This is a genomic window from Kluyvera sp. EC_51, from assembly GCF_019584505.1.
GTDB classification, from domain to species: domain Bacteria; phylum Pseudomonadota; class Gammaproteobacteria; order Enterobacterales; family Enterobacteriaceae; genus Kluyvera; species Kluyvera sichuanensis.
The window spans coordinates 148,577-173,872 of the sequence record NZ_VDAG01000099.1; the positions used below are offsets into that span (position 1 = coordinate 148,577).

The 25,296-nt window shown below is 54.1% G+C and carries 22 protein-coding genes; 11 read left to right on the top strand and 11 right to left on the bottom strand.

What is annotated here, in order from left to right:
• Positions 1–107: 107 nt before the first annotated feature.
• The gene (locus tag FHC49_RS24530; protein WP_305067777.1) at positions 108–4,112 is read left to right on the top strand and encodes an autotransporter outer membrane beta-barrel domain-containing protein; all 4,005 of its coding nucleotides are present in this window, start codon (positions 108–110) and stop codon (positions 4,110–4,112) included.
• A gap of 101 nt (positions 4,113–4,213) precedes the next feature.
• On the opposite strand, the gene FHC49_RS19145 is transcribed toward FHC49_RS24530, so the two are convergent.
• Positions 4,214–4,960, bottom strand: coding sequence for a MipA/OmpV family protein (locus FHC49_RS19145; RefSeq protein WP_185665961.1), 747 nt, complete (start codon positions 4,958–4,960; stop codon positions 4,214–4,216).
• 435 nt (positions 4,961–5,395) lie between these two features.
• Here FHC49_RS19145 and yeaG point away from each other — a divergent pair, with 435 nt between their 5' ends.
• The 5 genes from yeaG (at position 5,396) to FHC49_RS19170 (ending at position 11,603) form a co-directional block, all read left to right on the top strand.
• Entirely contained in the window at positions 5,396–7,330 is a 1,935-nt protein-coding gene (gene yeaG / locus FHC49_RS19150) for a protein kinase YeaG (RefSeq protein WP_035894607.1), read from the top strand.
• Positions 7,331–7,444: 114 nt separating this feature from the next.
• On the top strand, positions 7,445–8,722 hold the full coding sequence (locus FHC49_RS19155) for a YeaH/YhbH family protein (RefSeq protein ID WP_185665960.1): 1,278 nt from the start codon (positions 7,445–7,447) through the stop codon (positions 8,720–8,722).
• A 135-nt stretch (positions 8,723–8,857) separates the two neighbouring features.
• Complete coding sequence (gene dgcJ / locus FHC49_RS19160) at positions 8,858–10,369, top strand: diguanylate cyclase DgcJ (RefSeq protein WP_220440606.1); 1,512 nt, start codon at positions 8,858–8,860, stop codon at positions 10,367–10,369.
• Complete coding sequence (locus FHC49_RS19165) at positions 10,362–10,862, top strand: YbaK/prolyl-tRNA synthetase associated domain-containing protein (RefSeq protein ID WP_185665958.1); 501 nt, start codon at positions 10,362–10,364, stop codon at positions 10,860–10,862. Before dgcJ ends, FHC49_RS19165 begins: the two co-directional genes overlap by 8 nt.
• A gap of 294 nt (positions 10,863–11,156) precedes the next feature.
• A complete protein-coding gene (locus FHC49_RS19170) occupies positions 11,157–11,603 on the top strand; it encodes a DUF441 domain-containing protein (protein WP_185665957.1) in 447 nt (148 codons plus the stop codon).
• Here the strand turns inward: FHC49_RS19170 and FHC49_RS19175 are convergent.
• On the bottom strand, positions 11,587–12,378 hold the full coding sequence (locus FHC49_RS19175; protein ID WP_305067778.1) for a helix-turn-helix transcriptional regulator: 792 nt from the start codon (positions 12,376–12,378) through the stop codon (positions 11,587–11,589). The two genes, FHC49_RS19170 and FHC49_RS19175, sit on opposite strands and share 17 nt — an antisense overlap.
• Positions 12,379–12,477: 99 nt before the next feature.
• Between FHC49_RS19175 and FHC49_RS19180 the strand changes: the two genes are divergently transcribed.
• Entirely contained in the window at positions 12,478–13,662 is a 1,185-nt protein-coding gene (locus FHC49_RS19180) for a CynX/NimT family MFS transporter (RefSeq protein ID WP_220440607.1), read from the top strand.
• A 75-nt stretch (positions 13,663–13,737) separates the two neighbouring features.
• On the opposite strand, the gene FHC49_RS19185 is transcribed toward FHC49_RS19180, so the two are convergent.
• The gene (locus tag FHC49_RS19185; RefSeq protein ID WP_185666350.1) at positions 13,738–14,430 is read right to left on the bottom strand and encodes a CTP synthase; all 693 of its coding nucleotides are present in this window, start codon (positions 14,428–14,430) and stop codon (positions 13,738–13,740) included.
• 152 nt (positions 14,431–14,582) lie between these two features.
• Here FHC49_RS19185 and FHC49_RS19190 point away from each other — a divergent pair, with 152 nt between their 5' ends.
• Entirely contained in the window at positions 14,583–14,927 is a 345-nt protein-coding gene (locus tag FHC49_RS19190) for a DUF488 domain-containing protein (protein WP_185665954.1), read from the top strand.
• Between the two features lie 30 nt (positions 14,928–14,957).
• On the opposite strand, the gene FHC49_RS19195 is transcribed toward FHC49_RS19190, so the two are convergent.
• Complete coding sequence (locus FHC49_RS19195) at positions 14,958–15,263, bottom strand: hypothetical protein (RefSeq protein WP_185665953.1); 306 nt, start codon at positions 15,261–15,263, stop codon at positions 14,958–14,960.
• A 60-nt stretch (positions 15,264–15,323) separates the two neighbouring features.
• On the bottom strand, positions 15,324–15,572 hold the full coding sequence (locus tag FHC49_RS19200; protein ID WP_223883114.1) for a DUF333 domain-containing protein: 249 nt from the start codon (positions 15,570–15,572) through the stop codon (positions 15,324–15,326).
• Between the two features lie 321 nt (positions 15,573–15,893).
• Between FHC49_RS19200 and FHC49_RS19205 the strand changes: the two genes are divergently transcribed.
• Both FHC49_RS19205 and FHC49_RS19210 read left to right on the top strand, forming a co-directional pair.
• Positions 15,894–16,913, top strand: a complete 1,020-nt coding sequence (locus tag FHC49_RS19205; protein ID WP_220440608.1) for a sensor domain-containing diguanylate cyclase — start codon at positions 15,894–15,896, stop codon at positions 16,911–16,913.
• Positions 16,914–16,959: 46 nt separating this feature from the next.
• On the top strand, positions 16,960–17,064 hold the full coding sequence (locus FHC49_RS19210) for a YoaK family small membrane protein (RefSeq protein ID WP_035897158.1): 105 nt from the start codon (positions 16,960–16,962) through the stop codon (positions 17,062–17,064).
• Between the two features lie 100 nt (positions 17,065–17,164).
• Here FHC49_RS19210 and FHC49_RS19215 read toward each other — a convergent pair whose 3' ends face one another.
• From FHC49_RS19215 to FHC49_RS19235, 5 genes are all read right to left on the bottom strand, one after another.
• Positions 17,165–18,640 carry a GGDEF domain-containing protein gene (locus tag FHC49_RS19215; protein ID WP_220440609.1) on the bottom strand — a complete coding sequence of 492 codons (1,476 nt, stop codon included), beginning with the start codon at positions 18,638–18,640 and terminating at the stop codon, positions 17,165–17,167.
• Positions 18,641–18,834: 194 nt separating this feature from the next.
• Positions 18,835–19,095: a DUF2534 family protein gene (locus FHC49_RS19220; RefSeq protein WP_185665949.1), complete on the bottom strand. Its 261-nt coding sequence runs from the start codon at positions 19,093–19,095 to the stop codon at positions 18,835–18,837.
• Positions 19,096–19,463: 368 nt separating this feature from the next.
• Positions 19,464–20,099 (bottom strand): carbonic anhydrase, encoded by a 636-nt coding sequence (locus FHC49_RS19225; protein WP_185665948.1) that lies wholly within the window; start codon positions 20,097–20,099, stop codon positions 19,464–19,466.
• Between the two features lie 103 nt (positions 20,100–20,202).
• Positions 20,203–21,537, bottom strand: a complete 1,335-nt coding sequence (locus FHC49_RS19230; protein ID WP_370631775.1) for a sensor domain-containing diguanylate cyclase — start codon at positions 21,535–21,537, stop codon at positions 20,203–20,205.
• Positions 21,538–21,767: 230 nt separating this feature from the next.
• Complete coding sequence (locus FHC49_RS19235) at positions 21,768–21,992, bottom strand: hypothetical protein (protein WP_185665946.1); 225 nt, start codon at positions 21,990–21,992, stop codon at positions 21,768–21,770.
• A gap of 246 nt (positions 21,993–22,238) precedes the next feature.
• Here FHC49_RS19235 and FHC49_RS19240 point away from each other — a divergent pair, with 246 nt between their 5' ends.
• Positions 22,239–22,634 (top strand): DUF1398 domain-containing protein, encoded by a 396-nt coding sequence (locus FHC49_RS19240; RefSeq protein WP_220440610.1) that lies wholly within the window; start codon positions 22,239–22,241, stop codon positions 22,632–22,634.
• A gap of 126 nt (positions 22,635–22,760) precedes the next feature.
• Here FHC49_RS19240 and FHC49_RS19245 read toward each other — a convergent pair.
• On the bottom strand, positions 22,761–25,296 hold a 2,536-nt coding region (locus tag FHC49_RS19245; RefSeq protein WP_220440611.1), incomplete at its 5' end, for an Ig-like domain-containing protein.

The window sequence follows — 25,296 nt, forward strand, 5'->3', positions numbered from 1 at the left end:
CTTTCATTCCCTTATCTACTGTGCGGCATTTCGATGTTTGCATGTCTGATTCACCGTCAGCCCCGCAGCGCTTAACAACATTATTTTGTTTTTTGTCGAGGATAATCATGCCTGTTTTTCACACGCTTCCTTTTCGGCGTAGCACCCTGGCTCTCACCATGGGGCTTGCGCTTTATGCTCTGGCGCCTGTCGGGGCAAATGCTGCCGATGGCGCAGACGGCAGCGCCGCAACGCCTGATGCCAGCGCTCAGGGCGGCCAGGGTGGCGATATGGATTTAGTGACCGGTGCCGGTGGCCACGGCGGCGCGGGCGGCTCTGGAGGGCGTGGGCAGGCGAGCAGTGATGGGCAAAGCGGTGAAACAGGCAACCTGAGTGGCAGTCAGATCGCCGCCGGTAACGGTGGGATTCACCAGGAGCCTGACCGCGTCGCCAATAGCGGTGCGGGTGCTGCCGGCGGCGGCGGTGGCGGCGGTGCGGCTGGAGCCGTAATGGACGGCACCGGACCGACACAAAACGATGGCACCATTCAGGGTGGCAACGGTGGACGCGGCGGTAACGGCGGCTCCAACACCACGGACGTTGCCGATGCGGGGAACGGCGGCAACGGCGGTGATGGCGGCGGCGGAGGGAGCGGCGTGCTGCTCACCACCAGCGGCAATTACGACAATAGCGGGACAATAAACGGTGGTAATGGCGGCACCGGGGGAAATACCGGTAGCGCCAGCGCGAACGACAAAACCAGCAACGGTATCACTATCCATGCCGGCAGCGGCGGCGCAGGCGGTAAAGGTGGTGACGGCGTTACCGCAACGCAGGGCGGCAACGTGACGAATAGCGGCACCATCAGCGGTGGTAACGGCGCTACCGGTGGTCTGGCGGCCAACGCTAACAGCCAGCAGAACACCACGGTCACCGGCGTAGGCGGTACAGGCGGTAAAGCCGCCAACGGCGGTAACGGCGTATGGCTCAGCGACACCAGTTCCATCACCAATAACGGCAAGATTACGGGCGGTATCGGCGGCAATGGCGGCAACGGCGGCGCGGTTGAGGCCGGACAGGGTACCGGCGTTGTCGGCTATGGTGCCATCGGTGGCAACGGTGGCAGCGGGATCACCGTGGTCAAGAGCGGCACCATCACCAACCAGGTGGGTGGCGAGGTGATCGGCGGCTATGCCGGGACCGGCGGCGGCGGTAACTCCAACAGCAGCGGCCTGAATCTCAGCGGCGGCGATGGCGGTGACGGCGGCAACGGCGGCATCGGTATCGCGCTGGAAAACGGCGGTACGGTCTCTAACTTCGGTAACGTGATCGGCGGCGCGGGCAACCGTGGCGGCGGTAGCGGCAACCTAACAACCTCCCGCGGCGGCGACTCCGGCATTGGCGGCACCGGGATTGATATTACCCAGCAGGGTAATGTGACTAACGAAACGTCCGGGAAAGTCCTGGGCGGTAAAGGCGGCGATGACTCTGCGGGCGGCGGTGGTGTCGGCGGTGTTGGCGGTACCGCCGTGAACATTACCGGCGCGGGTGATGTGCTGAACAAAGGAGAATTCACTGGCGGCGATGGCGGCGCGGGGGCCAACGCGAACGGTACCAACGCCGACGGTGGAACCGGCGGTCAGGGCGGCAACGGGCTGGCCATTCACGGCCAGGGTACCGTCACCAACGCTGCCAGCGCCACGGTTCACGGCGGCATGGGCGGCACCGGCGGTGGCGGCAACGCCGGTAACGGTGGCGTCGGCGGTCAAGGGGGCAATGGCGTGCTGATTGGCGCGGGCGGTACGGTGACTAACGACGGCACGATTGTCGGCGGAACCGGGAATCGCGGCGGCGGCGGTGGTCAGGCTGACGGCGGCAGCGGCGGTGACGGCGTACATATTGAGGCTGGCGGCGGTACGCTTGATAACACCGGTACCATTACTGGCGGTAGCGGCGGCAATGCGGGTACTGCCACGGGTAGCGCGGGTGCGGGCGGTATCGGCGTGTACGGTAGCGATATGACCATCATCAACAGCGGGACGCTTCAGGGCGGGATGAGCCAGGACGGCACCACCCGCTCCCAGGCCGTGATGTTTACCTCTGGCACCAACTCGCTGGCCCTGCATGCCGGCTATAACGTGGTGGGCGACGTGAGCGCAGGTAACGGCGATGATACGCTGATCCTTGGCGGTGACCGTAACGCAGAGTTTGATGCCGCGAGTATTGGCGACAGCGCCCAGTATCAGGGCTTCGACCATTTCAGCAAAGAGGACGGCAGCACCTGGCTATTGAAAAACAGCACCGATTCAGTTACGCCCTGGACGCTGAAAGGCGGCGTATTACAGGTTGCCAAAGCCGATAGCCTCGGCCAGGCCGGAAGCGCACTGACCTTCGACGGCGGTACGCTTCAGTTGCTCGACAACGTCTCACTGGACGCCTCACGCCCGGTTGCTATCGGTAGCGCTGGCGGTACGTTGGATACCCAGGGTTACCACTCCACCATAGATCAGGGCATCACTGGCAGCGGGAACTTCACCAAACAAGGTTCTGGTGCGCTGATGCTTACCGGCGACAGCACCTTTGACGGTGAAACCACGCTTGCCGAAGGCAGTATGGATGTGGCTGGTTCACTCCAAAGTACGGTAACGGCGCAAAGCGCCACCGCCCTCTCTGGTACCGGCAGCGTCGGCAGCACAACCCTTGAGGATGGCAGTTCACTGACCGTGGGTTCACCCACCGAGAGCGATGAAGCCGACGCAACCTTTACGGTTAATGGTGATCTCAGCAACAGCGGCAGCGCCACGCTATCACGCAGCCTGCTGCATGCGGGCAATAAGCTGGATGTCAGCGGTAACTACCGCGGCGGCAGCGATAGCACGCTGAATCTCAATACCGTGCTTGGCGATGATACTTCGCAAACCGATCATCTGAGCATCGCAGGCGATACCTCCGGTACCACGCGCGTCACGGTCAATAACGTGGGCGGCCTCGGCGCTCAGACCAATCAGGGGATTGAGGTGATTAGCGTTGGCGGACAATCCGCTGCAGGCGCTTTCGTCCAGGCGAACCGTGTGGTTGCAGGCCCCTGGGACTACAGCCTGGTGCAAAAAGGGCAGAACTGGTATCTGACCTCAATCAACACCAGTGCGGTAACACCGCAGTATCGCCCGGAGGCCGGGAGTTATCTGGTCAACCTGGCCGCCGCCAATACCCTCTTCAGCCTGGCGCTGGACGATCGTGAAGGGGCCACGGAGTACACGCAACAGGACGCGCAGCGCTCTGCCCTGGCAAGCACCTTCTGGCTGCGCCAGGAAGGCGGACAAAACCGTTCACGCGCGGCAGACGGGCAGATTCGCTCTCGCGCCAACCGCTATGTGGCCCAGATGGGTAACGAATTCTGGCACGGCAGCCACAACGGCGACGATCGCTGGGGCACGGGGCTGATGGCTGGTTACGGCAACGTCTCCGGGTTATCGTCATCATCGCTGACCGGCTACCGTTCTCGCAGCCATATGGCAGGCTATAGCGTGGGTGCGTACAGCACCTGGTATCAGAACGCGGTTAGCCGACAGGGCCTGTATCTCGACAGCTGGGTGAATTACAACTGGTTTACTAACCGGGTCAACGGCGACGAATTACAGCGCGAAACCTATAACAGCCGCGGCTTCACCGCCTCGGTGGAAACGGGCTATAACATGCTGCTGCGTGAGCAGCCACGCCAGGCAATCTATCTTGAACCGCAGGCTCAGCTCACGTGGATGGGGGTAAAAAGTCCCGACCATACCGAAGCAAACGGTACGCAGGTGAAAGACACTAGCAAAGGCAACCTGCAGTCTCGTCTGGGGATGCGCCTCTATTTACGCGGTCATCGTAGCCAGGACGACGGCAAGGGACGTGAGTTCAAGCCGTACGTTGAAGCCGACTGGCTGCACAACACCCATTTTGCTGAAATCCGCATGGGCAATACGTCGATTCGTCAGGAAGGCGCAACCAACATTGCGCAGCTGAAGCTCGGCGTGCAGGGGCAAATTTCCCCGTCGCTGAATCTATGGGGCGGTACCGCCGTGCAGGTGGGCGACCACAGCTATAGCGATGCGTCGATTATGATGGGGGTGAAATACGTCTTTAAATAAAAAAGCCCCACCACGGTGCGATGCACCACGATGAGGCCCTTAAGTAGTGCGACCCCGACGCGCAATGCGTTGGGGTTCATCACCCTGAAATTTTGGATAATTTAGAAGGTGTAGGTGACACCCGTAGAGAGTAACCCGGTCCAGCTCTTGTCGATCATCGGACTGTCGGTAATCTCATCGGACAGACGGGTATAACGCGCGGTACCGTAGACGCTCCAGCTGCCGGCAAAGCGATAATTAGCGCTCAGCTCCAGATACGGGTTCCAGCTGCTGTTCGGATCGTAGCTTCTCAGGCCGCTCTTCGCCGATTCGTGGTGCGAAACGCCGTAGTAGTACTGGTTCTGATTTTCGCTGTTCCACTGCACGCCGATACCTGGGGTTAACGTCAGGCCGCCATTGGTGTAGCGATAGACCCATGCGGTATCCCACACAATCCCGTTGCTGTTATCCAGCGTATCGCCAGACAGCATGGTACGCAGAGAGCCGTACTGCGTGTGGTGCATCCAGGAAACACCCGCCATCACGGTAGATTTACGCTTATCAAGTTTACGCAGTTGGCTGTTGTCGCTGTCGCCCGGCTTGAAGTACAGCGGAGACCAGTACGCCGTGAGCGAGAGCTGATCGGTGCCATCGTTCCAAAGATAGTAGCCGCCGCCCAGACCACGGAACCAGAAGTTATCCCCTTCATAGTTGATAACCGGTACAGGGTACACATCATGGTCGTACTGCTTATATGGATGCTCAACAATCCCGACACCCGCACCCAGAGTCAGCTTACTTTCCGCCTGTACTGCGGTAGCAGAAGTGGCAATCAGGACCCCTAAAGCTAGAAGTTTGATTCGATTCACAATCTGTCATTCCTTTTTTCAACATTTCAGCGGGCTGAAGTTTACCTTTCACACCGTCTGACGACAAATTTTTTACCTGTAATATCAGAATATGACTGGTCATTATCTCGCGTAAAGATGGCAGCACGCTTGCAAATACGTGACAGCACTATGAAAGCGTAAAAAATAGTAAAAGAATTAATGCCCGTATTTTTTGATGAGTTATTGATATGTCATTGAAAATCGTTTTTCTCGCCATGCAAGTTTTGCAAATGCCATCTACGCTTAATTTTAGAAGGTGTAATCGCAGCGCACGTTACCGTTAATCGTCCGACAACCTGGCATACGGGTTGCTGGATAAGGAGTGAGCGTCGTTCGGCTTACCTCTTCCGGGAGCCCCCATTATTCATACCAACGGCTCTTAACCTGTGCTAAAAAACGAAAGGACGGCATGCCATGAATATATTCGATCACTATCGCCAGCGCTATGAAGCTGCCAAGGACGAAGAGTTCACACTGCAGGAGTTTCTTACCATTTGTCGGCAAGATCGCAGTGCCTATGCTAACGCAGCAGAACGGCTATTAACCGCTATCGGCGAGCCTGTAATGGTTGATACTGCCCAGGAACCGCGGCTTTCCCGTCTCTTTTCGAACCGAGTCATCGGGCGCTATCCGGCGTTCGAAGAATTCTACGGCATGGAAGAAGCGATTGAACAGATCGTCTCCTATTTGAAACATGCCGCCCAGGGACTGGAAGAAAAGAAACAAATCCTCTACTTATTGGGCCCGGTCGGCGGTGGTAAATCCTCGCTGGCAGAGCGTCTTAAAGCGCTGATGCAGCGCGTGCCAATTTACGTGCTGAGCGCCAACGGCGAGCGCAGCCCGGTTAACGATCACCCATTGTGCCTGTTTAACCCGCAGGAAGACGCGCAGATTCTGGAAAAAGAGTACGGCGTGCCAACCCGCTATTTGGGCACCATTATGTCGCCGTGGGCGGCGAAGCGCCTGCACGAATTCGGCGGCGATATCACCAAATTCCGCGTGGTAAAAGTCTGGCCGTCGATCCTTGAACAGATTGCGATTGCTAAGACCGAACCGGGCGATGAAAACAACCAGGATATCTCCGCGCTGGTCGGTAAAGTTGATATCCGTAAACTGGAACACTACGCGCAGAACGACCCGGATGCCTACGGCTATTCCGGTGCGCTGTGCCGCGCCAACCAGGGGATTATGGAGTTCGTCGAGATGTTTAAAGCGCCTATCAAGGTACTGCATCCATTGCTGACGGCTACCCAGGAAGGTAACTACAACGGGACCGAAGGGATCTCTGCCCTGCCCTTTAACGGCATTATTCTGGCGCACTCGAACGAATCCGAGTGGGTTACCTTCCGTAATAACAAAAACAACGAGGCGTTCCTCGACCGTGTGTACATCGTCAAGGTGCCTTACTGCTTACGCATTTCCGAAGAGATCAAGATTTACGAAAAACTTCTTAACAACAGTGAACTGACCCATGCGCCTTGTGCACCGGGCACGCTGGAAACCCTGTCACGCTTCTCGATTCTTTCGCGTCTGAAAGAACCGGAAAACTCCAGCATTTACTCGAAAATGCGCGTGTACGACGGGGAGAGCCTGAAAGATACCGACCCGAAAGCGAAATCCTACCAGGAGTATCGCGACTACGCGGGCGTGGACGAAGGGATGAACGGTCTCTCAACCCGTTTCGCCTTTAAGATCCTGTCTCGCGTGTTCAACTTCGACCACGCCGAAGTGGCGGCGAACCCGGTACATCTGTTCTACGTACTGGAGCAGCAGATCGAACGCGAGCAGTTCCCACAGGAGCAGTCAGAGCGCTACCTGGAGTTCCTCAAAGGCTATCTGATCCCGAAATACGCCGAGTTTATCGGTAAAGAGATCCAGACGGCGTACCTCGAATCCTACTCGGAATACGGACAGAACATTTTCGACCGTTATGTCACCTACGCCGATTTCTGGATTCAGGATCAGGAGTATCGCGACCCGGATACCGGACAGCTATTCGACCGTGAATCGCTGAACGCTGAACTGGAGAAAATCGAGAAGCCTGCCGGGATCAGCAACCCGAAAGACTTCCGTAATGAGATAGTCAACTTTGTGCTGCGCGCCCGCGCCAACAACAACGGCCGCAACCCGAACTGGACGAGCTACGAGAAGCTGCGCACGGTTATTGAGAAGAAAATGTTCTCCAATACCGAAGAGCTTCTGCCGGTGATTTCGTTTAACGCGAAGACCTCCACCGATGAGCAGAAAAAGCACGACGATTTTGTCGATCGGATGATGGAGAAAGGCTATACGCGTAAGCAGGTTCGCCTGTTATGTGAATGGTATCTGCGCGTGCGTAAATCGTCATAACCACGCTGTACCCGGTAGCGTTCGCGCTACCGGGTCTACAACAATGTCCCGTAGGCCGGGTCACCCGGCACTTACAGGCGCAGTAAGTTGGCAAAAAGCAGTTCAGGAGGGGCTATGACCTGGTTCATTGACCGGCGTCTGAACGGCAAAAACAAGAGTGCGGTTAACCGCCAGCGCTTCTTGCGCCGTTATAAAGCGCAAATTAAACAGTCGATCTCCGAGGCCATCAACAAACGTTCGGTGACCGACATCGACAGCGGTGAATCTGTCTCCATTCCGACGGATGATATTAGCGAGCCGATGTTCCATCAGGGGCGCGGAGGGTTGCGGCATCGGGTGCATCCCGGTAACGATCACTTCGTACAAAACGATCGTATCGAACGACCACAGGGCGGCGGTGGTGGTGGCGGTAGCGGTCAGGGCCAGGCCAGCGCCGATGGCGAGGGTCAGGATGAGTTCGTATTCCAGATCTCCAAAGATGAGTATCTGGATCTGCTGTTTGAAGATCTGGCGCTCCCGAATCTCAAACGCAACCAGCAGCGTCAGTTAACCGAGTTTAAAACGCACCGCGCGGGCTTCACCGCCAACGGTGTGCCTGCCAATATCAGCGTTGTTCGTTCGCTGCAAAACTCCCTCGCCCGCCGCACGGCGATGACGGCAGGTAAACGTCGCGAGCTACACGCACTGGAAGCCACGCTGGATGAGGTCGCCAAAAGCGAACCGGTGCAGTTGCTGGAGGAAGAGCGTTTACGTAAAGAGATTGCCGAGCTGCGGGCTAAAATCGACCGTGTGCCGTTTATCGACACCTTCGACCTGCGCTACAAAAACTACGAAAAACGCCCTGAGCCTTCCAGCCAGGCGGTGATGTTCTGCCTGATGGATGTCTCCGGCTCGATGGACCAATCCACCAAAGATATGGCCAAACGCTTTTACATCCTGCTCTATCTGTTCCTGAGCCGGACCTATAAAAACGTCGAAGTGGTCTATATCCGCCACCATACCCAGGCCAAAGAGGTGGACGAGCACGAGTTCTTCTATTCGCAGGAGACCGGCGGCACTATTGTCTCGAGCGCGCTAAAGCTGATGGATGAAGTGGTGAAAGCCCGCTACGACCCGGCGCAGTGGAACATTTACGCCGCGCAGGCGTCGGACGGCGATAACTGGGCGGACGACTCCCCGTTGTGTCATGAAATTCTGGCGAAGAAAATTCTGCCGGTGGTGCGTTACTACAGCTATATCGAAATCACCCGACGGGCGCATCAGACGCTGTGGCGCGAATATGAGCATCTGCAGCAGACGTTTGATAACTTTGCCATTCAGCATATTCGCGATCAGGAGGATATCTACCCGGTATTCCGCGAACTGTTCCACAAACAAGGCAGTGAAAAATAACGTTATTCGGCTGTCTCTTCGGAGACAGCCCCTTCTTGATGTTTGCAAAACATTTCTATCGCTAATGCATCGCTAGAGATAGCGAGCCTCCCATGTTAAAATTCCGGCTGACACGGAAGAACATTTAATTTCACCATGAAACTGCAGAATAAAATACTGCGATTTGTCATTTCATCAGGCGTTGTCATTTTGACCTCCTCCTTCCTGATATATGAATTAATCGCCAGTCATCGGGATATGTCCGAATATATGCGATATATCGTCGATAAAGGGGAGTCGGCCTTTCTCTATGAGAAGTATCAAAACCAGCTGATCATATCTCAGTTTGCACAGAAACTGGATGAATGGCCTACCCCAGAGGCCGCCTTGCGGGCCTGCGCCAGCGTGCAGCATCGTGGTGAAGTGAACGGTCTGAACATTGACGGCGAGAGCTACTCGCTGCTGGAAGGGTCGCTCACCGCCGGAAGAACGCCCTGTGAAACATGGGTAAAGAGTCTGCCAGCCTTAGAGGCGTTTGACTCCGCTATTGAGAATAATGAAGTCTGGAAACCGATGCTGCCCGATGAAGAAGGACAGCAAAAACGTTTTCGCTATTATATTGATATCGTGAATCAATATATCTATTTCAATTCACAAGTCACTATTAACGACCCAACGTTAACCAGCTGGAATTTTCTCTACGGCGACCGGCTAGGAATATCGCCAGCGAGCCTCGAAAACTTATTCCTTGGGCGTACGGTGGTGTCGAGTATCTATATTGATACCTTTACTCATAAGAATATTTTAACGTTTTTAACACCACTTTATCATCATGAAAACCTGCAGGGGATCGTGATGGTCGATCTGTCGCATCAGGATCTGCACGATATTCTCTATACCCGCGACCGTCCTCATTTCTGGCGCTATCTGGATATCTCAATTATTGATTCCGACAACGACGCCCATATTGTTATCCATCGCAGCGCCTCTCACCTGCTGAGCTACGTGAACTACACCCGGCCGCTGGCGGAGAACATGCGCGTAGAGCTGTCGCTGGACGTGATGTACTTCCTGTTAAGCTCGTGGAAGCTGTTCCTGTTTTATCTGGCCTCTACCGCCGCATTATTGCAGCTGGTCCGCACCCATTTCCGTCTCTACCGGACGGTCAGCAAAGAGAACATCAGCGATTCCCTCACCGGGCTATACAACCGTAAAATTCTTTCATCGGTGCAGAGCATGCGACTGCAGCGCCTGACAGAACAGGGCGTAGGGATTGTGGTCATCGCCCTCGATTGCGTCAAGCTGAAGCAAATTAACGATACCTGGGGCCACGATGAAGGCGACCGAGCGATCATCATGCTGGCCCAGGCTATCTCCGCCACCATCCGTAAAAGCGACTATGGCGTTCGGCTGGGCGGCGATGAATTTTGTATTATCCTCATCGACTACGAAGAGGCCGAAGCGAAGGTGATTACCGACAGAATTCTGGAGCAGCTGGCGATTATCGATACCGAAAACCGCGTCAGCTTCTCCTGGGGCGCCTATAAAATGCGTCTGGGGGATAATCTTGAGGAGGCGATGAAAATCGCCGACCAGCGCCTCTATCAGCATAAAAAACAGCGTAGCCGCACGCTTTCGGCGGAACACAGGAGAGAACACCATGATTGAGCCCGTCGCGGCCAATATTCACCAACAACTGCTGAACCTGCTCGACCACCATCAGGCCCGCTATCGCGTGATGGCACACGAGGCGGTCGGTAAATGCGAAGCGGTTTCTGAAATTCGCGGCACCGCATTAGGCCAGGGAGCAAAAGCGCTGGTGTGCAAAGTGAAAGGCAACGGCGTGAGCCAGCACGTGCTGGCGATCCTCGCTGCTGACCAGCAGGCCGACCTTGCGCAGTTGGCGCAGCATATCGGTGGCCTGAAAGCGTCGCTGGCAAGCCCGGCAGAAGTGGATGCCCTCACCGCCTGCGTGTTTGGCGCCATCCCGCCGTTCAGCTTCCATCCATCTTTGCGTCTCATCGCCGACCCGCTGCTGTTTGACCGCTTTGAAGAGATCGCCTTTAACGCCGGTAGCCTCGAAAAATCGGTGATCCTCAATACCGAAGATTACCTGCGCATTGCCCAGCCGGAACTGGTTGCCTTCCGCCGTCACTCCTGACAGCAAGCCATTGCCGGATAGCGGCGTAACCGCCTTATCCGGCTTACCGCTATCGTTTCGATTCAGTACCGGAGACGATTCCGCTGTTTATTCGTGAAGGCAGCCCATTAATAACGGTATTGGTTAAATAATCAGGCAAATGCCTGAAATCCTCGCCAAAGATTGAAAAAGACCTGTCTACGCCCCGCTTCTTGCGTACAGTAGAGTGGCTTACAAGTAGCCCGGCCGAGCGCCGCGACGCCGGGAGACGATAATGCACGCTCTTTTTCGCTTTCTGGCAAGGATTACCGTTTTATGATCGATACCACCCTACTGATCCTTCTGGGTCTGGCGGCGCTGGGCTTTATTAGTCACAACACCACCGTCGCCGTCTCCATTCTGGTTCTGATTATTCTTCGCGTCACCCCGCTCAGCACCTTTTTCCCGTGGGTCGAGAAGCAGGGGCTCAGCATCGGGATTATCATTCTGACCATCAGCGTAATGGCCCCTATCGCCAGCGGCACGCTGCCAGCCTCGACGCTGATCCACTCTTTCGCCAACTGGAAATCGCTGGTCGCTATCGGCGTCGGCGTATTTGTCTCGTGGCTCGGTGGGCGCGGCGTGACGCTGATGGGCACTCAGCCGCATCTGGTGGCCGGGCTATTGATTGGCACCGTGCTGGGCGTCGCGCTGTTTCGCGGCGTGCCGGTGGGGCCGCTGATTGCGGCGGGCCTGGTGTCGCTGCTTATTGGGAAGTCGTAGTCAGCGCCGCCAGATAGCGTCCCGGCGTCTGCCCAAGCCCTTTACGGAACATGGTGATAAACGCCGTGGTGGAGTCATAGCCCAACGATAGCGCCACCTGCTGGACATTCAGACCGCGCACCAGCATTTGCAGCGCAAGGATCAGCTGCAGCTGATGACGCCAGCGACGGAAATTCAACCCGGTCTCTTTCACCACCAGTCGGGCGAGGTTACGCTCGCTCATGGCAAAGTGCTGGGCCCATTGTGCCAGCGTCTGCCACTGGGCAGGCTCGGCTTCCATGGTCTCAACCATCAGGCGAATTTTAGGGTGTGCAGACACCGGCAGCTGTAGTTGCTGCTCCGGCTGCTGCGGAAGTTCATCGAACAGCACCTGAATCAACCGCTGCGTCTCCGGCTGCTGGCGTTGCGCTTCATCCCGTTGCGCCAGCGACAGAATCAGCTCACGCACCAGCGGCGATATTTTCAGCGTGCAGCAGTGCGCCGGCATCTGCGCTGCGCCAGGTTCAATAAACAAAAAGCACAGTTCAGCCTGCGGCGTGGCGCGGTTGCTGTGCGGCACTTCGCCGGGAACCCACACCGCAAACTGCGGCGGCACCATCCATAAAGCGTTCTCCACTTCGCAGGTAATGGCGCCGTGTAGCGCGAGGATCAGCTGACCTTTACGGTGCTGATGCAGGGGGATGTACTGCTCCCCTTGTGCCACTTGAATCCCAAACGCCACGGCGGCATCCTGATGGCTATCCGGGTGATAGCCGCCTAATCCGAGTCCCAGCATCATTTTGTCCGATTTTAGCGATAATCTGTCATTTTAGCTTGATTTCAACAACCGCTAAAGCGGGTATTGTAGTGCTCCCACTCTTTTGTCGAGATGACTATGTCTGAAGTTACGACGTCTGCCAGCCGCCGCTGGCTGCTGATTATTGGTATTTTATTGATTGCCTCGACGCTGCGCGTCACCTTTACCGGCGCCGCGCCTTTGCTCGACGCCATTCGCGATGAATATGGCCTGACCACCGCACAAACCGGGCTGTTAACCACCCTGCCGCTGCTGGCGTTTGGTCTCGTCTCTCCGCTGGCCGCCGGGGTTGCCCGTCGCATCGGTATGGAACGCAGCCTGTTTATCGCCATGCTGCTGATTTGCGCCGGAATTGCCGTGCGCTCCCTGCCGTCGGTGACGCTGATGTTTACTGGCACCGCCATCATTGGCTGCGGAATTGCGCTGGGCAACGTGCTGCTGCCTGGGTTAATCAAACGTGATTTTGCTTCGCAGGTGGCGAAGTTTACCGGCGCGTATTCGGTGACGATGGGCGCGGCGGCGGCACTCGGTTCTGCACTGGTGGTGCCGATTGCGCTTAGCGGCTTTGGCTGGCGCGGCGCGCTGCTGATGCTGATGGTCTTCCCGGTACTGGCGCTGCTGTTCTGGCTGCCGCAGTGGAGAGCTGCAAAAACTACGGCCATCTCCGGCAGCGGAGCCATGCATAACCGCGGCATCTGGCGCTCGGCACTGGCCTGGCAGGTGACGCTGTTCCTGGGTCTGAACTCGCTGGTCTACTACGTGATTATTGGCTGGCTGCCGGCGATTCTGATTAGCCAGGGCTACAGCGAAGCGCATGCCGGTTCTCTGCACGGCCTCCTGCAACTCGCCACCGCCGCCCCCGGTTTTGTGGTGCCGCTGATCCTGCATCGGATGAAGGATCAACGAGGGATCGCCATTACCGTAGCGTTGATGTGCGCCGTCAGCGCGCTGGGCTACTGGCTCTTTCCCTTACAGGCGGTGCTCTGGACGGTTATCTTTGGCTTTGGCTCTGGTGCCACAATGATTCTGGGCCTGACTTTTATCGGGCTGCGCGCCAGCTCGGCGCACCAGGCCGCGGCACTTTCGGGGATGGCGCAGGCGGTGGGGTATCTGCTGGCCGCCTGTGGGCCTCCGCTGATGGGGAAAATTCACGATGCAACCGGCGCATGGCATCTTTCGTTGATGGCGGTGGCGATCATTGCGCTGGTGATGGCGGTGTTCGGCGGGCTTGCCGGACGAGACAGAGAGATTAACGTCGAATAACACGTAGCCCGGCCGAGCGCAGCGACGCCGGGGAAATCCCGGAGTCGGCGTACCGCCTCGTCCGGGCTACTTTTTTTACTGGGCGGCGGCGTGCAGGAATGCCTGCACCAGCGGCGCCGGACGTCCTGCCAGAGCGTTACGCTCGTGCTGGAACAGCGTCGCCACGAAGAACGGATGCGTCACCAGTTCCACCGCGCGAATATCCCCATTATCGTCCCAGCCGGTTACCCGCAGCGGCAGCGATTTCAGCGCCTCGGCGAAGTCGGCGGAAATACCGTAGTTGCAGTGATAGCCCTCTTCGATGCTGTCGCGGCCATAAGCGCGCGCAATCAGCGTATTGGCACGCAGTTCAATGGTGTCGCTCTTTTCCACCAGTGAGCAGGTCAGCGGCGCAATCACCATCCGGCCTTCGGTATCCGTTTCCGCATGAGCCGCATCTTCCCAACCCATCACGTTGCGCGCGTACTCCAGAATAGCGTGCTGGAACCCACCGCAGGTGCCGAGAAACGGCAGGCTGTTTTCGCGGGCGTAGCGTACGGCGATTAATGCCCCTTCGGTATTCTGGTACGGGCTGGCAGGCACCAGCCAGATACCATCAAAGTCAGCGAGGCTATCGGCGCTGTGCACATCACGCGTGGCAACCCAGCGATATTCAACGGGCACTTCCAGCACCGCGGCGGCATCGTCAAGCGCCAGCGGGATCGCCTGATGAGCAATCACATCAGCGTTGTAGTCGCCCACGAGGGCAATGCGAAGAACGGGGGTCAGTGCAGAGTTTTCCATGAGAGGTCCTTATGTGCAGACGTTTCGAACGGCATAAGGAGCCTCAGACTAGCGATGTCGTCACGCTTTAGCAATACCCAGAGGGCGAACACAACCAATCTTTGTGGTATGGTCGAATGGAACAAGGGAGGAAGGATATGATCCAGTGTAAACGCGTATATGACGACGCAGCACCTGACGATGGTTACCGTGTCCTGGTGGACCGGTTGTGGCCGCGCGGTATCAAAAAGGAAAACCTTATCTACGATGAATGGTGCAAAGACCTTGCCCCTTCAGCCGAGCTGCGTAAGGCTTATCACGGCGAGGTTATCGACTTTGCCACCTTCTGCCAGCACTACCGCGAAGAGCTTTCGCACCATCAGGATGTAGGCCAGCGCCTGGCCGACATCGCGCAAAAGCAGGGACTAACGCTGATTTATGCCGCCGCGAACACCGCGCAAAACCACGCGCGCGTGCTGGCCGACTGGCTGAAAAATCGCTAGCGCCTGAACGCGATGTCTACGGGCATCGCGTTACCCCACTAGAGCAGCCTGCTCCTGCGCCATCAGCGCATCCGGCGTTAACGGCAGCAAATATTCTGAACGCACAAAAGCGAAGCCCTGCTGCCCTTCACCCGCGCTCACTTCACCGGTCACCAGCCATAGCGCACGCGGCGAATCGGCGGCCAGTTCTGTCATCAGCCCGTTCACCGGGTTCAGACAGCGTTCTCCTGGCTTAATCAGCGCAAACAGTTCAACACTTTTGCCGATATTTGCTCGGCCAGCGGCGGTACGGGCACCGATAATAATGGCGATGGTGCCCGGCTTCAGCGAAAACATACGTCTCTCGTTAATCAGAATTATCCTGGAGGCGCAGTGTACTGGATAAGGAATGTACTGTCATTTTTTCTGCGGATGATCGCGCCGCCACAGCGCCCACTCCTCAATCGTTTCGCCACTCGGCAGCTTACAGAGGCTGAACTCGCCCTTAGCATTGACCTGACGAATGCTTTCACCTCCCTTCTGCTGGCAGTACACCGCAGCAGGATTAGCCATACCGATTTGCGGCGGTGGTGGTGCATCCGGTTCGGCTGATTTTGCACACCCAGCAAGCAGTAGAGGCAGTAGTAAAACGTAGCGACTGGACATCATTTCTCCTTGGTTTCACGCTGGAATTTAGCTTTAAACTCCATAATTTCTTCAAATTAGCTACACTTTTGCGACGTAAAGTACGTCTCGTTCTCAACTGACCAGAGAACAGAACATTCCATAATCAATGAGTTATTTTTGCCCCATCTCCCCCGATGGGGCTTTTTTTATCTGTAATAAGAAACAGATAACCTTCCGTTACACACCTTTTAGCCACACAGTGCTTACGTTCTGGATACATAATGTATAAAATTTAGTGAGTCCGGATTTCATTTAGGGCGAAAAACCACCACTCACGCTATCGTAGGGACCCTTGTTTTCATGTCAGATATTATTCTTGCCCGGGTATCACAAACGCTTGCCTCTGAACAATCACTTGAGAGTCTTGTTCGCCAACTGCTTGAGATGCTTGAACTGGTGGCCAATATGGAATCCACCTATCTGACGAAAATTGATACTCAGGCCGACCTGCAGCACATCGTATACTCGCGCAACAGCGGCGAGATGAACATCCCGGAAAACTTCTCCGTTCCCTGGGGCGACACTCTGTGCAAGCGCGCCATGGCCGACGGCTGTTTTTACAGCGACCACGTACCTGAGCAGTGGGCCGACTGCGATGCGGCAAAAGCGCTGGGGATCACCACCTTCCTCAGCACGCCTATCCATCTGACCGACGGCTCCCTGTACGGCACCCTGTGCGCCACCAGCACCCAACAAAAGCCGCTCAGCTTTAACAGCGAGCATGTGTTGCAGTTGTTTGCCAGCATCATTGCCCGCTATATCGAAAAAGAGTCGCTGGTTTCGCAGCTTCAGGAAGCTAACGCCGCGCTGATTTATCACTCCTACACCGACGCGCTGACCGGCCTACCGAACCGCCGTGCGGTGTTTGAAAATCTGGAGACCTTGTTCTCCCTCGCCCGGCATCTGAACCATTCGGTGCTGCTGGCGTTTATCGACCTCGATAAATTTAAGATGATCAACGACTGCTACGGCCATCAGGCTGGCGATGCGTTTTTACAGCAGGTGGGCCAGCGGCTAAAGCTCGGCATCTCGCCTGATGACCAGCTTGGCAGACTGGGTGGCGATGAGTTTATGGTCGCTACCCTTGCCCGCGCGACGGTGCAGCTTGAGCAGTTTGCCGAAACGCTGCGTCAACTCCTGGTTGGCGATTACCTGCTCGGCGACACGTTGATTCACTATCCCGGTGCTAGCATTGGTGCCGTCGTGGTTGACCCACACCTGATGGACCCTGACAGCGCGCTTCGCGCCGCCGACAGCGAAATGTATCAGGATAAAAAATTCCGTCATCGCCCGGAAATTAGCGCCCAACGGGTCGAATAATTACAGTATCATACGCGCTGTTTTGGACAACAATCAGGATGTCACAATGAGATTGGGTATCGCCTTTCCCATCGTTATCTTTATTATCGCCGTGATCTTTCTGGCCTGGTTTTTTATAGGCGGTTACGCACTGCCGGGAGGAGCACAATGAGAAAGACCACGATTATTATGCTGATCGTCGCCGTCATTACCGTCGTAGGCGTTCAACTCGGCTGGTGGTAAACCGGAGATAAGCCGCGCTTCTGCCCGGCTTATCGTCTTTCGCCACGGCGATTTTTCATCTGATACATCTCTTCGTCAGCTTGCTGAATTGCCGCATCCAGCGTCGTGACGCACGGCGCTACCCCCCAGGATACCGATAGCGGCACCTGTTGCCCCTGCGGGCTGAACGGGAACACCGCAATCTTTGCCGCAATCCGCTCAGCAACCATATGCGCATGGGCGATATCCGTCCGGCTCAGCAATACCACGAACTCATCGCCGCCGCTGCGAATGACCCAATCCCCGTTCGCTCGAACATCGTTCAACATACACTGCGAGATGGCCTGCAGCGCCCGGTCTCCGGCCTGGTGGCCATAGTTATCGTTGATCGCCTTAAACTTGTTACAGTCAAAAAGAATAACCGTCATAAAAGGCAGCCCGCGCTCCTGAATAAGGGCAAAAATATTGCGCGTAAAGCAGCCGGTTAGCGGGTCACGGTAAAAGCGCAGGTCTGCGTGGTTAAGGTGATAGCGGATCAGCAGGAACAGTAAAAGCAGCAGCACCGGCGCCATCGCCAGAATCGTCAACGCATAGGGGTTGTGCGCGATAAATAGCCACACCGGGAGCGCATATTTAATTTCATAGCGCGATGAGACCGTATGAATACGGTAGCTATCCAGCCAGCGGCAGTTGCCGACAATACACAGCACTTCGCCCGTTTCTCGACTTTGATAGCCCAGAATTAATCCCGATGGTACCTGTTGATTGAATGCCTGGTTCAGTATCCGCTGCAGCTCGACCCGTGAAAGGTCATAGGCCAGATAGCCGATGATATGGTTACTTGGTTCACCTTCAGAGAGATCGTAGATATAGCTCACCACGCTGTAGGCCTTATCGCCGGTAATTTTGTCGGCGTAAAAGGTGGTTGAGCTAAGGGATTTTTTACGCATGCTTTTTTGCAGCACGCGGTCATAGAACATTTCCGGTTCATGGAAGAACTGGCGCGGGTCATTAGCCATCTGTGAGGTTTCAAAGCTAAACGGCACGGAATCAGTGGGCGTAAACCAGTAAAACCAGCGGCCGTCGCTGGCAATAATATAGCGATGGATATCGTGCTGCTCAGGGTTGAGCGCCCGGACTTTATCCCGGATATATTCGGCAGCCACATAGATACAGCGGGCGCTGCGCTCGGGGCTACGGGTAATCAACGCGCCATGCTGCTTATCGATATTTTTGGGATCGGCGTTAATTCCCCAGGCGCCACCACGGGGCTCGAAAACATCGGCATCGCCGCACAGATAGTGGCGGCTTATCTGCTGGTAACGTACGCCCGCGGCTTCCGCCATCAGTTCGTTATCGTTAAACATCGTCACCATCTGGCTTTGCATCGCGTTAACCCCTTCGCTCACCTGCGACAGCGTACGCTGGTACAAGAAGAAAACGGCAAGGCAGATGAGCAGAAAAGTGACCGCTACCGAGGCAAGCAGAGACTGCTTTTTACGCAAACTATCCTGAATAATTCTCACTGACACCCCGTACGGATGGGTTAATTCCCTGAAACGCCACCCGCGCAGTCAGCCGCTGCGTCCGGTACGTCTTCAATACGTATCAGATCATTATGGCTGAGAACTTTCGCAAGCGAGAATTTGATCCTGTCAGGAGTTAAGCGGAATGGCAATACCCATTCAGGCGGGTGAGCGCAGGGGCTCACCCGAGGTGATTACTGCTGCTCTTCGGAACCTAAGAAGTAAAATCCCAGTGGGATAGAGCACAGGACGGTAAATATTGAGCTGTAAACCATCACCATCGCCCCTTGCAGGACAAACATGCCGGTTGTCCACTCAGCGTATGGCAGATTATATTCTCTGACCACACCACCAAAGGTTGCTCGCCCTACCACTACTAAAGCAATGGCAAATACTACTACCGCACACAGCAGGAATTTCTTGCCGTTTGGTGTCCGCAGTTTTTCCAGAATCATCGCATCCTCCCGACGCCGATCGCATGATATTTCGCTGTATTTGTAACATTAATGAAGCATAAGTTGAATGTTTTTGTTTGCGATGAGTAAAGGACTGGCAATAAAAAACGGGCGCGCGCGGCTCCCGTTTTAATTACTGTCATCATGCTAAAGCATGAGCGCAGACGGCCAGATTCAGTCTTTCGCCGGAGCGCCTTTCTTCTCCAGTTTGCCATGTTTAAAACAACGGCAGCGGAGGACAAGGCCATGGCCTGGCAACCTTTTCTTTATGTGATTACGAATGCGTTGCCCCGGCGCTCCGCAAAACGCGGCAAACTGAGACTGGTGAAAAACCGTTAACGCTGCCCGCAGGCAGCGTACGGTGGCGATTACTCGAAGAAGACTTCCGGGTTATCGGCCAGGGAGACGAACGTTTTGCTGTTTTTATCCAGTGCACGAATGGCACCGCTTTCGATGTCATATACCCAGCCGTGCAGGCGAATCGCGTTGTCGCGCAGGCCCACGGCCACCGACGGGTGCGTCTTGATGTTATTCAACTGCGCAATCACGTTCTCTTCCACCATCGCGTTCACCTTATCGGTTTCAGTCGCGTAGGTTTTCTTCTCGACAACCGCTTTCGCCGCGTCGGAATAGCGCAGCCAATGGGAAACCGCAGGCATCGGTTCCAGACACTGACAGGTAGCAATGGCTTTCATTGCGCCGCAGTTAGAGTGGCCACAGATAACAATATCGGTCACGCCCAGCGCGACAACCGCATACTCAATCGTCGCCGACACCCCGCCCGGCTCCGGGCCGAAGGACGGTACGATATTACCGGCGTTACGGATGACGAACAGCTGCCCCGGCTCCTGCTGGGTGACTAACTCTGGCACCAGACGGCTGTCGGAACAGGAGATGAACAGCGCTTTAGGATTCTGGCTGGAAGCCAGGCTACGGAAGAGTTCCTTACGTTGAGGAAAAACTTCTTTCTGAAAGTTGAGGAACCCTTCAATGATATGTTGCATAGCAGTATCTCTTTTTCGTTTTTACGCAGGTCATGATGAAAATCACATTTTCAGTGTACCACCTGCGCGCAGAAGGGAAAGTACTCAATCGTGTAACCTGACGTTACCTGCTGACAACAACTTTGTTTCGCCCGCTCTCCTTCGCGACGTATAACGCCTTGTCAGCAAACGAAATGCACTCATCGGCGGTGAAACGCTTTTCTAATGAGGTAAAGACGCCGATGCTCACCGTCATTGGCTCCGGGGTCAGATTCGCTCCCGCTTTTGCCGTCTCCGATTCAATGCGCCCACGAATGCGCTCTGCTACCGTCAGCGCCACCTGCGCAGAGGCGTTATGCATCAACACGGCAAACTCTTCGCCACCGATGCGCGCCAGAATATCGCATTCACGGGTGGCGTTTTTTGCTAACTCAACGACGCTACGTATCACCGCATCCCCTGTCGGGTGTCCATAACGGTCATTGATACGTTTAAAGTGATCGATATCCAGAATCATCAGACTGATGCTCTCACCAGCTGCGATCAGTTGCTGCAGCTCTTTGTAGAAATAGGCACGGTTGTAGATACCGGTCAGAGGATCGTGTATCGAGAGCATGGTGGAATTTTTGTGCATCAGGAAGATGTCATAGAGCAGCACGATGATCACAAAGAAGGTGCAGACCACCTCAATGCCGCGACTCAGATACCAGACGGAGAAATTGTACTCATTCAGGTTCAGCAAAATCAGATTGCTGAAGAGGCTCGAGATGCAGAATGCCGCAATGCTCACCCACAGCAGGTTCCTGAGTTGAGTGATGACAATTGCCAACAGCAGCGTCATAAACCAGCCTGCCACAATCAACGCGCTGTAGTAACTGCTCCAGGCGTTACGGTCGTGACCGTTCGCTTTATTAATCAGATTCAGCGAGATCTGCGGATTGTAGCTGGACAGGTTGTGGGCAAATATCGCCAGAAAGAAAACCGCGAATGCCAGTAGGATGACCAGTGCTTCATCTTTACCATTCGGGCTAATGTTCTTCTTCAGCAAATAGGCGTAGTAAAGTGCAAAAAGGATGGCGACGATAAACGTGACCTGCCGAAAAAGATAAAATATAGCCAGGTCATTGGTAATCGCATTAAGTGGAATACACACAGAGATAAGTTTTTGGATTAGCGTTACGGCCTCTACGCAATAAATATCAGAGCCTAAAAAACCTAATCCAAGAATAGCTACGTATAGTAGTTTCCTATTACAGATAAACTGGAAAAACATAAAGAAAAAGATAATCGCATCCAGCAGTAAAAGCAGTCCAGTAAATACCAGATAGTAAATATCAGGGATCACAATCCGATAGGTTGCCAGATGGTTAGCCAGCACAAACATGCCAACAAGTATCAGGCATGCGATGATTAAGAAAAAACTAACCCGAGGGGGTATTCGATGACAGCGCTGGCCCATATAGAGTCCTCCATGACTACTTCAACTGTTATAATCCTCCGCCATGTATGAGCATATTGCGTTTAATCAATATTTATTTTTATAAACCTTTATCGAACACAATATTAATTGAATAAGGTTGACCTTTCGCCAACAAAAATAAAAAAAACAGCCAGGATATTTTTTATCCAGTAATAGCATATTTGCTGTCAGGGGGGAGTCCTAAACCGCCCGAAGGCGGTATCGGGACGTTACTCTGTGATTTCCAGCGCATCCTGGATAGCATCGGCGAGCGCGGCAACTTCCTGAGAAACGTTGCGCAGGTCCATCTGGGAGCGGATCCCCGAATTTGCGGTGGATGCAGAAACGGAGGCTTTTGAGATCTCCAGAGCAGCCTGAACAGCCAGTAAGCGCTTGTGGTTTTCAGCGGCATCAACGCCGGTGGCGCCGTCGAGATCGAAGTACCCTTCTAACATTGTTCTCTCCTTATGATTTCTTGCCCAGTGTAGGGTGATATGTGCGATCGCGCTATCAAATTCGCCATCGGCTATAGCAATACTTAGTAACAATTAGAATACTATTACCATTTCCTTGCAGACCTTAAAATGTCAGCCGTAAACTATTAGAATTTTAATTTATTTACAAGTTAACTATTCATCACCACAATTCAATCAAATAATAATAAACATCAATACAACATATGGCATACATCGGGAGCGTAAATGGAATTTAATGAAATGCTCAGAGGTTTTTTTGAGCAGGTCCGAAATGAATCAGACTTCCTGCAATTCTTAACAGAATTAAAACAAAATAATATATCGTATTACATTTACTTCGTTGCGACGGGGAACGTAAAGGTTGTGACCTCTTCTGATTCTTACGTTTCGATGAAAAGTGACCGTGGGCTCATTAAAATTAACTCAGAGGCCAGCAGTTGCCTGACGCGAATTGCCGCCAAGCGCCATTTCACTCACGTTACCGCCTTTGATCAGTATTGTCGGGAGCTTGCCAGAGCCGGTGTGTTTAAATGGGTGGTGGATGTCAATGAGGTGAATCGCTATTACTGGTCAAAAGACAATCAGCTTTTGCACACGGAAAATATCATTAATCCTACGTAATTATTTTTAGACATAATAAAAGACCGTTAAGTACTGCGTGAGCCCCGCGACAAAACGTTTTATTATCGCAATAAGATGACCGCCGAAGCGGTCATCTGAATACTAATAGCGATACGTCGTAAACCATTAAATGACTGGCGTGTCCGGTTTTGCTATCAGGTCATTAATATTAAAATCCCCGGCAGAACAATGCTCAACCGTGATGCTCATTGTGGCACCAGAACTTAGCTCTCCGTTGGTATTAATTTCGATAACCGCATTACCGTTACTGTCATCCGTGATTCTGATATAAGAAGCGAGATCGGTCTCGGCAACATCCCCCAGCAGATCGCTTAAATCAATGCGATCGCCTTCGTCGACTCTGAAGTCTTTAATGACATCGTGCCCGTCATCGCCTTTAAGCCAGGTGAACGTATCGCTGCCACTTCCGCCGTACAGCGTGTCATTGCCTTTGCCGCCAATCAGAATATCGTTGCCTGTTCCGCCGTAGAGAGTGTCATTACCTTCGCCGCCGTACAGTATGTCGTTTCCGCCACCACCAAACAAAATGTCATTCCCCGCCCCGCCATAGAGCGTGTCATCACCCCCTTCCGGCGAACTTATATCAAATTCCTGACTATTGTCGATGATGTATTTTTGTACATCCGCAAGCGTTGGGCTTTCTACCCCTAATTTAGTCGAAATATAGTTGAACAATTCGCTAAATTCGTTGTAGCCGTCGCCAAACAGAATATCATTCCCCATACCGCCGTAGATAAGGTCGTTGCCATCGCCACCGGCAAGGATATCATCCCCCCCGCCACCATAGAGAATATCGTTTCCTGCACCGCCAAAGAGAATATCATCACCGCCATCACTTCGTGACATGTCGAATACTTCAGGATGCTCGGTAATATATTGATGAATATGGGCAGAGGTTATAGAAGAGACGTCAACGTCCATCTCCTTCGAGATAAACTCCCTAATGGCTGCAAAGCCGTTTCCTGCGATTCCTGCAAATTCTACGGCATCACCAAACAGGATATCATTGCCGCTTTTCCCCTGAACAATATCTTCCGCACCTGCCACACGAATATCGTTTTTACCCAGGATTGTTTCAGCAAGTTCGCTGGCTTTAATATCAGTCTGTACGTTCCCATCAGAGTCGTAAGCTCTAAGATCGTCAGCACCGATGGCTTTATTCACGCCTAAGGCTTCAATTGTACCGCAGACCGCTAATAGCATAGCAAAGGAACTCAGAGCCCCGTTGGTAACGTTAGGGTTATCCGCGCTCGCAGCATTACCAGAACCAAATGTGCCCGTTATTTTATAGCCACCCGCACCATCCGAAACAACGGTACCAATTTTAGTTCTCGTACTTCCATTCCATTCATATACGTTACCGTTCTTATCAACAACTTCTCTGAGAATATTATTGACTCTCATCGAGTAGGCAGTGCCCAACTTAAAGTTGATGGTATTAATATCAAGGTAAGCGGTGGCGGTACTGCGTGCATCAACATCAACAACCGTCAAAGAACCCGTATAGATTGTTGGTTTCCCATCGGTGATAAAATAGGTGAGATTGGTGCTTCCATCACCTTCAAACCCTGAGAACCATTCTGCCGCATTTTCAAATGCAGCACCGTAGTTGGTACTGCCGCCGCTGGACATCTTGTTCATTTGCGTTATGAGATCGTTCAGCACCTTGCTTCTCTGCGCATCAGTCATGCTCGAGGTAAATGTCGCTTCGTAGGAAAATTGAACTTTAGTATCAAAATCAACTAATAATATGTTCAGCGTCCCGGAGTTTTCGACTGCGGTACCGGCGGCTAACGTCGTGAATATGGTTTTCAGGGATGCAACTAACGCGCTGATATCCTTAGCTGATACGCTGCCAGAAGTATCCACCAGAAAAGCTATATTGTAGTCTTGCCCTGGCTGGGCCTGAAAACCCTCCACGTCACCAATGATGACTGTGCTGCTGCCTTCATTTGCACTAATGGTATCACTGCCAGCCGAGCCTAATTTTTCCGATGCGGTTTCTACTGTGACGGTTCGTGAATAGTCACTGAAATCGGTATTTCCCGCGGCATCGGTAATGGTGATATGCGCATCAACCTTTGGCGTCGCGACCAATTCCGCCGTATCTACCGTTAATTCCCAGACTAATTTATCGCCAACCTGCTTGAGCGACACATTGTCATAAGTCTTATTGTTAACCGTAATGCTTACCGTGTCGTTTTCCGTGGCTTCTCCGGTGACGTAGCCGGTGATCGTCGCCGTTGGCGCATCTTGTCCTTGCCAATGCGTGGTTTCAGAGGTGTCGAGGTAATCGTCACCAGTAATAGGGTCAATAACGATCGTCACATCTACCGCCAGATCGCGGGCTACCCCGGTGTCGTCGGTGTCGCTGCCCCTGTTATCCGCCGCATCGTAGCCGTTGACGCTGACTTCAATCTGCGTGCCGTCCTGCAGCAGCGCCGTCGGCACCTTCACCGACCAGCTCAGATCCGCCTGCACCGTCGCGGTAAAGGTCTGGTCGCCGATGGTGATTTGTACTTCGTCCCAGCGCACCACGTCCTCGCCGGTGACCCGCCCGGTCAGCTCCGTCTCCGCCTTCTGGCTTTCTTCCAGGTTGATCACCCCGTCGCCGGTCACGTCATCAATAACGATGGTCACC

What these genes read in the sequence shown, in the direction of transcription:
- FHC49_RS24530 (WP_305067777.1), top strand. Translation starts at nt 108, where the DNA reads ATGCCTGTTTTTCACACGCTTCCTTTTCGGCGTAGCACCCTGGCTCTC.
- yeaG (WP_035894607.1), top strand. Translation starts at nt 5,396, where the DNA reads ATGAATATATTCGATCACTATCGCCAGCGCTATGAAGCTGCCAAGGAC.
- FHC49_RS19155 (WP_185665960.1), top strand. Translation starts at nt 7,445, where the DNA reads ATGACCTGGTTCATTGACCGGCGTCTGAACGGCAAAAACAAGAGTGCG.
- dgcJ (WP_220440606.1), top strand. Translation starts at nt 8,858, where the DNA reads ATGAAACTGCAGAATAAAATACTGCGATTTGTCATTTCATCAGGCGTT.
- FHC49_RS19165 (WP_185665958.1), top strand. Translation starts at nt 10,362, where the DNA reads ATGATTGAGCCCGTCGCGGCCAATATTCACCAACAACTGCTGAACCTG.
- FHC49_RS19170 (WP_185665957.1), top strand. Translation starts at nt 11,157, where the DNA reads ATGATCGATACCACCCTACTGATCCTTCTGGGTCTGGCGGCGCTGGGC.
- FHC49_RS19175 (WP_305067778.1), bottom strand. Translation starts at nt 12,378, where the DNA reads ATGCTGGGACTCGGATTAGGCGGCTATCACCCGGATAGCCATCAGGAT.
- FHC49_RS19180 (WP_220440607.1), top strand. Translation starts at nt 12,478, where the DNA reads ATGTCTGAAGTTACGACGTCTGCCAGCCGCCGCTGGCTGCTGATTATT.
- FHC49_RS19190 (WP_185665954.1), top strand. Translation starts at nt 14,583, where the DNA reads ATGATCCAGTGTAAACGCGTATATGACGACGCAGCACCTGACGATGGT.
- FHC49_RS19195 (WP_185665953.1), bottom strand. Translation starts at nt 15,263, where the DNA reads ATGTTTTCGCTGAAGCCGGGCACCATCGCCATTATTATCGGTGCCCGT.
- FHC49_RS19200 (WP_223883114.1), bottom strand. Translation starts at nt 15,572, where the DNA reads ATGTCCAGTCGCTACGTTTTACTACTGCCTCTACTGCTTGCTGGGTGT.
- FHC49_RS19205 (WP_220440608.1), top strand. Translation starts at nt 15,894, where the DNA reads ATGTCAGATATTATTCTTGCCCGGGTATCACAAACGCTTGCCTCTGAA.
- FHC49_RS19210 (WP_035897158.1), top strand. Translation starts at nt 16,960, where the DNA reads ATGAGATTGGGTATCGCCTTTCCCATCGTTATCTTTATTATCGCCGTG.
- FHC49_RS19220 (WP_185665949.1), bottom strand. Translation starts at nt 19,095, where the DNA reads ATGATTCTGGAAAAACTGCGGACACCAAACGGCAAGAAATTCCTGCTG.
- FHC49_RS19225 (WP_185665948.1), bottom strand. Translation starts at nt 20,099, where the DNA reads ATGCAACATATCATTGAAGGGTTCCTCAACTTTCAGAAAGAAGTTTTT.
- FHC49_RS19230 (WP_370631775.1), bottom strand. Translation starts at nt 21,537, where the DNA reads ATGGGCCAGCGCTGTCATCGAATACCCCCTCGGGTTAGTTTTTTCTTA.
- FHC49_RS19235 (WP_185665946.1), bottom strand. Translation starts at nt 21,992, where the DNA reads ATGTTAGAAGGGTACTTCGATCTCGACGGCGCCACCGGCGTTGATGCC.
- FHC49_RS19240 (WP_220440610.1), top strand. Translation starts at nt 22,239, where the DNA reads ATGGAATTTAATGAAATGCTCAGAGGTTTTTTTGAGCAGGTCCGAAAT.